Source organism: Streptomyces sp. MBT53 (assembly GCF_016654115.1).
In the GTDB taxonomy this organism is placed as follows: Bacteria; Actinomycetota; Actinomycetes; order Streptomycetales; family Streptomycetaceae; genus Streptomyces.
The window spans coordinates 1-9,697 of record NZ_JAEQAZ010000262.1; the positions used below are offsets into that span (position 1 = coordinate 1).

Annotated in this window: 10 protein-coding genes; 6 read left to right on the forward strand and 4 right to left on the reverse strand. The window is 71.6% G+C overall.

The genetic code is table 11. The features are described 5' to 3' along the window. Nucleotides 1-1,145: acyl-CoA dehydrogenase family protein (locus tag JHN45_RS46975; RefSeq protein ID WP_201055537.1), on the reverse strand; the 1,145-nt coding region annotated here is incomplete at its 3' end. A 174-nt stretch (nucleotides 1,146-1,319) separates the two neighbouring features. After that, nucleotides 1,320-1,790: an RDD family protein gene (locus JHN45_RS46980; protein ID WP_200715352.1), complete on the reverse strand. Its 471-nt coding sequence runs from the start codon at nucleotides 1,788-1,790 to the stop codon at nucleotides 1,320-1,322. 198 nt (nucleotides 1,791-1,988) lie between these two features. Between JHN45_RS46980 and glnA the strand changes: the two genes are divergently transcribed. From glnA to JHN45_RS47005, 5 genes are all read left to right on the forward strand, one after another. Continuing rightward, nucleotides 1,989-3,398 (forward strand): type I glutamate--ammonia ligase, encoded by a 1,410-nt coding sequence (glnA, locus tag JHN45_RS46985; RefSeq protein ID WP_200715351.1) that lies wholly within the window; start codon nucleotides 1,989-1,991, stop codon nucleotides 3,396-3,398. Between the two features lie 113 nt (nucleotides 3,399-3,511). Beyond that, nucleotides 3,512-3,766: a hypothetical protein gene (locus JHN45_RS46990; protein ID WP_201055538.1), complete on the forward strand. Its 255-nt coding sequence runs from the start codon at nucleotides 3,512-3,514 to the stop codon at nucleotides 3,764-3,766. Nucleotides 3,767-3,771: 5 nt separating this feature from the next. Further along, nucleotides 3,772-4,965 carry a hypothetical protein gene (locus JHN45_RS46995; protein WP_236584859.1) on the forward strand — a complete coding sequence of 398 codons (1,194 nt, stop codon included), beginning with the start codon at nucleotides 3,772-3,774 and terminating at the stop codon, nucleotides 4,963-4,965. A gap of 122 nt (nucleotides 4,966-5,087) precedes the next feature. Continuing rightward, nucleotides 5,088-6,011 carry a zinc metalloprotease HtpX gene (gene htpX, locus JHN45_RS47000; protein ID WP_200715349.1) on the forward strand — a complete coding sequence of 308 codons (924 nt, stop codon included), beginning with the start codon at nucleotides 5,088-5,090 and terminating at the stop codon, nucleotides 6,009-6,011. Nucleotides 6,012-6,013: 2 nt separating this feature from the next. Continuing rightward, on the forward strand, nucleotides 6,014-6,598 hold the full coding sequence (locus JHN45_RS47005) for a hypothetical protein (RefSeq protein WP_201055540.1): 585 nt from the start codon (nucleotides 6,014-6,016) through the stop codon (nucleotides 6,596-6,598). Nucleotides 6,599-6,605: 7 nt separating this feature from the next. Here the strand turns inward: JHN45_RS47005 and JHN45_RS47010 are convergent, their stop codons facing one another. After that, on the reverse strand, nucleotides 6,606-6,905 hold the full coding sequence (locus tag JHN45_RS47010; RefSeq protein ID WP_200715347.1) for a hypothetical protein: 300 nt from the start codon (nucleotides 6,903-6,905) through the stop codon (nucleotides 6,606-6,608). Nucleotides 6,906-7,134: 229 nt separating this feature from the next. Then, nucleotides 7,135-8,475, reverse strand: a complete 1,341-nt coding sequence (locus tag JHN45_RS47015) for a DUF2252 domain-containing protein (protein ID WP_200715346.1) — start codon at nucleotides 8,473-8,475, stop codon at nucleotides 7,135-7,137. Between the two features lie 140 nt (nucleotides 8,476-8,615). Here JHN45_RS47015 and JHN45_RS47020 point away from each other — a divergent pair. Beyond that, nucleotides 8,616-9,697 (forward strand): winged helix DNA-binding domain-containing protein (locus tag JHN45_RS47020; RefSeq protein WP_201055541.1); only part of this gene is annotated, 1,082 nt, incomplete at its 3' end.

Consider the following 9,697-nt stretch of genomic DNA (forward strand, 5'->3'; position numbering starts at 1 on the left):
TCCTTCGAGACGACGGGCGCGGCGTACGGCGCGCCCGTCGTCTCGAAGGAGAGGGCTACATGCGAGGCAGCGCTGTTCACGTCGCGCCAGAAGCGCTGTACCGGGTCGGAGGAGGACTGGCCGGAGGTGCCGCCGGCGCGGAAGACGCGGTCGACCGCCGAGACCAGGAGCTCCACTGCGAGGGCGAGGTCTCGGGCGCCGCGGACCGCTGCCTCGCCGTCCGGGACGTGTTCCGTGCCGTCGGCCACGGCCGCCGTACGCAGGATGAGGAGTTCCGCGGCGTCCACCTCGGCGGCCGAGCGGGCCAGGGCGACCTGGGTCGAGGGCTTCTCGCCGACGGCCTGTCCCCGGCGGTCGACGCGCGCCCCGGTCCGGGCGATCCAGGCCCGCAGCGCGCCCCGGGCGGCGCCGACCAGCGGGGCGGCGAACGGCAGCGCGCTCACGGCGTACATCGGGACGAGGTGACAGCGCGCGTCCGACGCGGGTGCCTGTCCGGCGTGGACCGCTGACCGGGCCAGTGTCCGGTGCTCGGGCACGAACGCGTCGGTCAGGAGGAGGGTGTCGCTGCCGGTGCCACGCATCCCCACGGTGAACCAGCTGTCCTCGATGGCGAAGTCGGCCCGGGGGACTGCGAAGAACCGCACTTCGGGGCGCGCGTCCGGGTCGACGGGGCCCTCGGCGGGCACGGCCGCGCAGGCCAGCGCCCAGTCGGCGAAGTGCACCCCGCTGATGTACTTCCACTCACCGCTCAGCCGCCAGCCGCCGGCCACCGGTTCCGCCTTGCCGGACGGCATGAGCGCGCCCGCGAGCAGCGCGTCGGGGCCGTCCGCCCAGATGTCGGCCTGCCCCTCCTCGGGCAGGAACGCCCCGTACCGCCCGGCGTACGCGGCCAGCGAGGCGGCCCAGGCGGCCGAGGTGCAGCCCTCCCCCACCAGGCCGACCGCCGAGGTCACCTCGGCGAAACCACCCGCTTCGCCGCCGTGGGCCCGCGGTACGAAGTGCCGGGCGAAGCCCGCGTCCCGCACCGCCTCGACCACCTGCGGCGAGAGCCGCCGGGCACTCTCCGCCTCGTCCGCGTACCGGGCCGCGATCTCCGCGACCATCGGCGCCCCGGCCACCACCGTCGACTTGTCGCCTGCTGCCATCCTGCCCACCACTTCCGTCGGGAACGGCGACAGTGTCCCGGTCACGGCCCGTGACGGAGCGCACCCCGGGCCGAGACCGGCCGACGGTCACCCGCCCGGCACGGAAACCGGCACGCCAAAGGGGGCGCCCCGGGTCCTTCCGGGGCGCCCCCTTTGCCGTACGACCGCTGACTGCTAGATCCGCACCTCGACCGTGCGCGCCAGCCGGTCGTGGAGGCCGCGGCCGTCGCGGTCCCAGATCAGGGCCGGGATCGCGACGCAGAGCAGGGCGGAGCGGAGCAGGGCGCGGAGGGGATTGGGGCGGCCGGTGTCGAGGGCGTAGACGCGGAGGCCGAAAAGGCGCTTGCCGGGGGTGAAGCCGATGGTGCCGACGGTGAGGAGGCTCAGGACGAAGAAGACGAGGAGAGCCCAGTTGCCGGTCGCCTCCGGCTTGTAGCCGTGGGTGAGCAGGCCGTATGCGATCAACAGGCACAGGGCCCAGTCGACGGCGAGGGCGCCGAGGCGGCGGCCCGGGCGGGCGATCGAGCCGGGGCCGTGCTCGGGCAGGCCGAGCTGCTCACCGCGGTAGCCGAAGTCGACACCTGCCCGCTCCGCGGCCTCCCGGGGCCCGGAGAGCCATGAGCCGATTGCATCCCTGTTGTCCACCCGTCCACGGTACTGCCCCCGTTCTGCCATGCGGACAGGAGGGGCCAGGCGGCTCAAGACCGGTTAACTTGGGCGAAACAAATGGGTCACGCCTGAGAAATCCCCCGTCCCTAAGGTCGGGTCCAGCGTGTGCCACCGCACTGGCCGCACGAACGAACTACCACCCCGGCACGGACGGTCGGGAGTAGGAGGAGCTGGATGTTCCAGAACGCCGACGAGGCCAAGAAGTTCATCGCGGACGAGGACGTCAAGTTCGTCGACGTCCGATTCTGCGATCTGCCGGGTGTGATGCAGCACTTCACGCTGCCGGCGACGGCCTTCGACCCGGACGAGGAACTCGCCTTCGACGGCTCCTCGATCCGCGGCTTCCAGGCCATCCACGAGTCCGACATGGCGCTCCGCGCCGACCTGTCGACCGCGCGCGTGGACCCCTTCCGCCGCGACAAGACGGTCAACATCAACTTCTTCATCCACGACCCGATCACGGGCGAGCAGTACTCCCGTGACCCGCGCAACGTGGCGAAGAAGGCCGAGGCGTACCTCGCCTCCACCGGCATCGCCGACACCGCGTACTTCGGTCCCGAGGCCGAGTTCTACGTCTTCGACAGCGTGCGCTTCGACACCAAGTCGAACGAGGCCTTCTACCACATCGACTCCGAGGCCGGCGCCTGGAACACCGGTGCGGTCGAGGACAACCGCGGTTACAAGGTCCGCTACAAGGGCGGCTACTTCCCGACCCCGCCGGTCGACCACTTCGCCGACCTGCGTGCGGAGATCTCCCTGGAGCTGGCCGCGTCCGGCCTCCAGGTCGAGCGCCAGCACCACGAGGTGGGCACCGCCGGCCAGGCCGAGATCAACTACAAGTTCAACACGCTGCTCGCCGCGGCCGACGACCTCCAGCTCTTCAAGTACATCGTGAAGAACGTGGCCTGGCGCAACGGCAAGACCGCGACCTTCATGCCGAAGCCGATCTTCGGCGACAACGGCTCGGGCATGCACGTCCACTCGTCGCTGTGGGCGGGCGGCTCCCCGCTCTTCTACGACGAGGCCGGCTACGCGGGTCTGTCGGACATCGCCCGCTACTACATCGGCGGCATCCTCAAGCACGCCCCGTCGCTGCTCGCGTTCACCAACCCGACGGTGAACTCGTACCACCGCCTGGTCCCCGGCTTCGAGGCCCCGGTCAACCTGGTCTACTCGCAGCGCAACCGCTCCGCCGCGATGCGCATCCCGATCACGGGCTCCAACCCGAAGGCCAAGCGCGTCGAGTTCCGCGCGCCCGACTCCTCCGGCAACCCGTACCTCGCCTTCTCCGCCCTGCTCCTGGCGGGCCTTGACGGCATCAAGAACAAGATCGAGCCGGCCGAGCCGATCGACAAGGACCTCTACGAGCTGGCCCCCGAGGAGCACGCGGGTGTCGCCCAGGTCCCGACCTCCCTCCCGGCCGTCCTCGACCGTCTCGAGGCCGACCACGAGTTCCTCCTCGCGGGCGACGTCTTCACGTCCGACCTGATCGAGACGTGGATCGACTTCAAGCGCACGAACGAGATCGCGCCGCTGCAGCTGCGCCCGCACCCGCACGAGTTCGAGCTCTACTACGACGTGTGATCCAACCGATCGAACCGATCGCCGGGTGCCCCCGTCTCTCTTCGGAGAGGCGGGGGCACCGTCGTACACACACACTGTTCTACGCAGACTGTTTTCCGGGAGGGGCAACGGGGATGGGACAACAGGGCGACGAGGAGCGCGAGTTCGACATCAAGTGGGCCGACGACGCCGAGCACAAGGAGCCCTCCGCGCGGGCGCGGATGCTCGCGGCGCGCTGGAAGGAGAACCCTCCTGGGCCGGTGCCGTTCCGGGGTGAGCCCGAGGGGGTGGGGCCGCGGCGGTCGTCGTGGATGTCGACGGTGATCGTGTTGGGGAGTGTCGTGGGGGTCATCGTGTTGTTGGGGTACGTCAACTTCCGGGCGCCGTGATGGAGATGGACCGGAAGCGTGGCGAGAAGCTCGACCTCGGTGATCCCCTCGCGTGGCTGTGGCTGGACGAGGCGTTGCGGCGTGAGCCGTACGCTCCCGCCGGGCTCGCCGAGCCCGAACTCGCGATCGCGCTGTGCCACCGTGACGGCAGGATCAGGGAGGCGGCACTCCAACAGGCCGTCGGGTACACGGTGTTGCTGCCGCTGGTCGTCGTCCGGTGTGCCGACTGGGTCGGGCAGGTGCGGGAGCGGGCACGGGAGTTGCTGGCCGAGGCCCTCGACGTGGAGACCGGCGTGGCGCTCGCGCCGCTGATCCTGCTGTTCGGGCGGCGGGGGCGGGGTGGGTTCGCCATCGAGTTGCTCGACACGGTGCTGCGCCGGGCGTCCCTGGAACAGCTCGCTCCGCTCTTCGTCGACACCGACCGTGCCGTGCGTCGGCATGTCTACCGGCTCGCTGCCGAGAGGGGTCTCCTCTCCCCCGCCGAACTCGCCCGCGCCGCCGCCCGGGACGCCGACGCGGTCGTACAGACCCTGTGCGCGGATGCCACGCTGGCCGCCGTGGCGAAGGGCGGGGCGTACGACGAGGTCGTCGGGCCGCTGCTCGGGGCGCGCAGTCCGCGGGTCCGTTCCGCCGGGGTCACCTTGCTGCGGCCGGCCGGGCGGGCCGATCTCGCGGTGGGTTTCCTGGCCGACCGGGCGGCGGTCGTACGGGCCTGTGCTCGGTATGTCGTACGGCAGGACGGGGTCGATCCGCTGCCGTTGTACCGGGCGTGGTGCGCGGCGCCGGAGCCGGTGCCCGGGGCCGTGATCGGGCTGGCGGAGTGCGGTGGGCGGGCGGACGCCGAGCTGCTGTGGACACTCGTCGGTCATCGGACGGCCGCGGTGCGGGCGCGGGCCGTGGCCGGTCTGCGGGTGCTGGACGTGGCGGACGTACGACGGCTGTGGCCGCTGCTGGACGATCCGGCGGCCGGGGTCGTGCGGGAGGTGACGGCCGCGCTGTTGCCGTCCGCGGAGCTGGTGCCCGAGGAGTGGCTGACGGAAAGGCTGGGGGCACGGTGGCCCCGGCCGGTGCGGGTCGCCGCGTTCCGGCTGCTCGACGCGCGGGGCGGGGGCGTCAGGCGGCGGGCGGCCGAGGCGTTGTCGGACGATCCGGACGTGAAGCTGCGCGGGTGGGCCGAGCACGCCGTAAAGCGGAGGTGAGGACCGGACCCGGATTCACAGGCACCTTTTGCTCCGCCTAGGCCCGATCGGGACCGCTTCATGGGAGAGGCCGGGTGCACACTGGGCGTTGGGACGAGTGCCTGACTGCGGGGTGATGGCAGATGCAGAGCCGCTTCCGGAGCGACCGGCGGCTGACCGTGCGTATGGGTCTGACGCTGTTCCTGCTCGGGCTGTTGTACGTGGCGTTCGTGGCCGCGCTGATCGTGTTGCTGAAGTCCTGGGTGCTGGTCGTGGTGGTGGCCGGCGGGCTGCTCGTCGCGCAGTACTGGTTCTCCGACCGGATCGCGCTGTACGCGATGAAGGGCCGGATCGTGGAGCGGGAGGAGTATCCCGATCTGCACGGTGTGATCGACCGGCTGTGTGCCGTGGCCGACATGCCCAAGCCCGTCGTCGCCGTGTCGGACATCGACATGCCGAATGCGTTCGCCACCGGGCGGAACGCCGACAATGCCGTCATCTGTGTGACCACCGGACTGCTGCGGCGGCTGGAGCCGGCCGAGCTGGAGGGTGTGCTCGCGCACGAGCTGTCGCACGTGGCGCACAAGGACGTGGCCGTGATCACGGTGGCCTCGTTCCTCGGGGTGCTCGCCGGGCTCATGGTGCGGTTCGCGTTCTACTCGCAGATCTTCCGGGGCAGGAAGGACCAGAACACCCTTGCCGTCTTCGCGGGGATCATGGGGATCTCGGCGGCCGTGTACGCGATCAGCTTCCTGCTGATCAGGGCACTGTCCCGGTACCGGGAGCTGGCGGCGGACCGGGCGGCGGCCCTGCTCACCGGGAAGCCCTCGGCGCTGGCCTCCGCGCTCACCAAGGTCGACGGGGACATCGCCCGGATCCCGACCAAGGACCTGCGGACCGCGCAGGCCTTCAACGCCTTCTACTTCACGCCGGCGACCGGCACCGAGCCCGGTATCTCGAAGTACTTCTCGACGCACCCGAGCCTGGAGCAGCGGCTCGACCAACTGGGGCGGATCTCCGCCGAGTTGGGTGAGGCGGCGGTGCCCGGCATCGACAAGGCGGGCTGAGTATGGGGTTGCTGGACATCCTGCTCGGCCGTACGAAACCGGTCGCCCCCGATCTCGACCAGCTGTTCGCGCTGCCCTCGGCGGCGGTGACGCTGGAGGCGGCGGCCGGCTTCAGGGCGACCGGGCGCGGTGCGGTGTGCTTCGCCACGGTGGAGGGCGGGGCGTTCGAGCAGACGCACCGGGAGGTCCAGGCGCTGCTGGACGCGGACTCCGAACGCACCGGCCCCCCGGTGGAGTTGACCCAGGACGCCTACGGCTACTCGTGGCTGGTCTCGCACCGGGCGCCCGACCAGTTGTCGGCGCTGGTCAACGATCTGCACGCGGTCAACAGCGCGATGGAGGTCAACGGCTTCGGGCCCCAACTGCTGTGCTCGCTCGCCGGGTTCGAGGATGACGGAGGCAGGCGGCTCGCGCTCGTCTATCTCTACAAGCGCGGCACGTTCTTCCCGTTCGCGCCGCTGGCCGGGGACGGACAGCGGCGCGACAGCTCGCTGGAACTGCAGGTCAGGTCGATGCTCGGCAACGACCTGCGGATCGAGCAGGATCTGAGCCGGTGGTTCCCGGTGTGGGGCGCCCCCGGGTTGTAGATCCTGCCTACTTCTTCTCCCGTGCCTGCCGACGCGATTCCAGGGGGCGTTCGCGCTGGTAGCGGCGCTCCCACTTGGCCTGCTTGTCACGGCGGTCGCGGTACGCGCGGTAGCTCGACGGGGTCGCTCCGCCCCCCGAGGAGGAGCCCCCGGCCGACGAGGACGACGTAGAAGACGTGGACGACGACGAGTCGCGGCCGTACTGCACGTACAGGAAGAGGACGGCGACCGCGGCCAGCCACCAGACGTGGTTGCCGAAGCCGAAGACGACCAGGACGACGGTCCCGGATATGACGATGGTGCCCATGACGGGCCTCCGTGGGCGTGGGTGTGTACGAGCGGTGATCTGTTGTGGGCGCGACGGGGCGCTGGGGGAGGGCGTCCGGCCGTCGGTGCGTAGAGAGTAGCCCCGAGTCCGCGGGGTGGTACCTGTCCTGCCGAAAGCGGTGGTGGGCAGCTCCGCAACGTGTGTCCAGCGTAGGGGCGCGATCACTCGGCGTGCATCTGCTTTTTGGGCGGCCCCCTGGTCGCCCCTGTCAGATCCCCGGTGCCGCCGTCACCACACCCGCCGTCACCGCCGCGTCCAGTGCGGCGTGATCGGCGGCGGTCTGGCCGGCGTAGGCCGAGGCGAAGTCGGCCACGGCGTGTTCGAAGGTGTCGGTGCCGCCGAGGTACGCGGCGATGGCGACGCGGTCGCCGGAGCGGGCGTGGGCGCGGGCCAGCGCGGTGCCGCACAGGCGGCCGTAGGCGAGGAGTTCGGCCGGGCTCATGCCGGCGACGTCCGCGGAGCCCTTCATGTCGCGCAGCTGGCGCCAGTAGAAGGCGCGGCCCTGCGGTCCGGTCATCCAGCCGAGGAAGATGTCGCTCGCGGCCTGGAGCAGCCGCTGGCCTGCGACGACACGATGACCGGGGTGGACGTACGGTCCGCTCGGCAGATGCTCCTCCAGTACGGACTTCCGCGCCTCCTTGATCTGCAGGAACAGCGGGTCGTCCTGGTCGCGGCCGGAGAGCAGCACGATGAAGCAGCGGGTGCCGACGCTGCCGACGCCGACGACCTTGCGGGCGGCGTCGACGAAGCGGTAGCGGTCGAGCAGCAGGCGGCGCTCCTCGGAGAGGGTGGAGCGGTAGTCGCTGAAGATCTTGCGTACGGCGGCCATGTCCGAGGCGCCGGCCGGTTCCAGGAGGGGCGGGTCCTGGACGATACGGCGGCGGCCGTCGACGGTCTCGGTGAGTTTGCCGACGGCGTGCAGGCTGGTGCGGCGGCGGGCGCGGGTGAGGCTGGACTCGACCCGGCGGCGGTTGCGGGCGGAGCGGACCAGGGGCAGCAGGCTGTCGGCGTCGATCCGGTCGTACCAGACGGCGAGTTCGCCCTTGCGGGCCAGGGCACGCAGGGCCGTACGGTACGTGGCGGTCGCCTCCAGCGCCGCGCGGTGGGCCTTGGTGTCGCCGTGGCCGTTCTCGCGGGCGGCGACGGCGATGCTGGCGGCGAGGCGTTTGACGTCCCACTCGAAGGGGCCCGGGAACGTCTCGTCGAAGTCGTTGAGGTCGAAGAGCAGGGCGCGTTCCGGGGACGCGTACAGGCCGAAGTTGAGGAGGTGCGCGTCCCCGCACAGCTGCACGGTGAGTCCGGTGTGCGGCTGGGACGCGAGGTCGGCGGCCATCACGGCGGCCGAGCCGCGCAGGAAGGCGAAGGGGGAAGCGACCATCCGGCCGTAGCGGATCGGGAGGAGTTCCGGGAGCCGGTCGCGACCCTGGCGTTCCAGTACGGCGACGGGGTCGGGGCGGTCCACGGAGGGGATCCAGCCGGCGTGCGCGGACCGGGCAACGCGTTTGCGCGCGGCACGGCCACGCTCCGCTCGGTCGGCCGGTGTGGTCATGTACGCAGTGAAACGGGGTGGGCGTGGGGGCGCACTCCGTGCACGGCGATCAGGTGAACGAACAGACTGTCCGCCCACCGACCCACCCGTTTACTGTCGGTCGAGAAGTCACCCTTTCAGGCTTTCAAGCGGAGGTCCGGATGAGCAGCCCGCGCCACATCACCGCGGCCGAACGGCGGACCCGGCTCGCCCTCCGCCACCGTCTCGCCGCGAGCACCCGCGCCGGAACGCCCGAGGAGGTCGCCGACTCCCTCGTCGCCCTGCACGGCACGGACCCGGCGACGGTGTTCCTGGCCGTGGGGGCGCGGCTGGCCGACCCGACTGTCACCGTGGACGAGACCGCCCGCGCCCTGTACGAGGACCGCACGCTGCTCCGTATGCACGGCATGCGGCACACCGTGTTCGTCTTCCCCGCCGACCTGACCGCCGTCGTGCACGCCTCGACCGGACTCGCCGTCGCCGCGCGTGAACGGGCCTCCCTGGTCAAGGACATGGCCAAGGCGGGGGCGCCGGACGCGGTCTGGCTGAAGGAGGTCGAGGACGCGACGCTGGCCGCGCTGGCCCGGCGCGGGCAGGCGACGGCTGCCGAACTCGCCGAGGACGAACCGAGGTTGAGGGAACAGTGGGTGTACGCGCCCGGGAAGAACTACGAGGGCGTCCACACCCTCTCGACCCGGCTGCTGAGGGTGCTGGGGGTCGAGGGGAAGGTCGTACGGGGCCGTCCGCTCGGCGGCTGGACATCGAGCCAGCTGCGCTGGGCGGTGGCACCGGAACATCCCGAACTCGACGTGGCCGAGGCCCAGTCGGCCCTGCTGCGCCGCTGGCTCACGGCCTGCGGCCCGGCCACCGAGGCCGACCTGAAGTGGTGGACGGGGTGGCGGGTGACGGAGGTCCGCCGGGCCCTGGCGGCGATCGGCGCGGAGCCGGTGTCCCTGGACGAGGGGGCGGGTTACGTCGCCGCCGGGGACGTCGATCCGCCGGCCGACCCCGCCGAACCGTGGGCGGCCCTGCTGCCCGGGCTCGATCCGACGGCGATGGGCTGGCAGCACCGGGACTGGTACCTGGCACCGGAGTTGCGTCCCGCGCTGTTCGACGGCAGCGGCAATGTGGGGCCCACGGTGTGGTGGAACGGGCGGGTGGTGGGGAGTTGGGCGCAGCGGCCGGACGGGGAGATCGTGTGGCGCGTGCTCGACCGGACGGATGTCGGCGGGGAGGCGGAGGC

Bases quoted from the DNA above. Each gene is read 5' to 3' on its own strand.
- JHN45_RS47005 (WP_201055540.1), top strand. From the start codon at position 6,014: ATGGGGTTGCTGGACATCCTGCTCGGCCGTACGAAACCGGTCGCCCCC.
- JHN45_RS47015 (WP_200715346.1), bottom strand. From the start codon at position 8,475: ATGACCACACCGGCCGACCGAGCGGAGCGTGGCCGTGCCGCGCGCAAA.
- htpX (WP_200715349.1), top strand. From the start codon at position 5,088: ATGCAGAGCCGCTTCCGGAGCGACCGGCGGCTGACCGTGCGTATGGGT.
- glnA (WP_200715351.1), top strand. From the start codon at position 1,989: ATGTTCCAGAACGCCGACGAGGCCAAGAAGTTCATCGCGGACGAGGAC.
- JHN45_RS46995 (WP_236584859.1), top strand. From the start codon at position 3,772: ATGGACCGGAAGCGTGGCGAGAAGCTCGACCTCGGTGATCCCCTCGCG.
- JHN45_RS46990 (WP_201055538.1), top strand. From the start codon at position 3,512: ATGGGACAACAGGGCGACGAGGAGCGCGAGTTCGACATCAAGTGGGCC.
- JHN45_RS47010 (WP_200715347.1), bottom strand. From the start codon at position 6,905: ATGGGCACCATCGTCATATCCGGGACCGTCGTCCTGGTCGTCTTCGGC.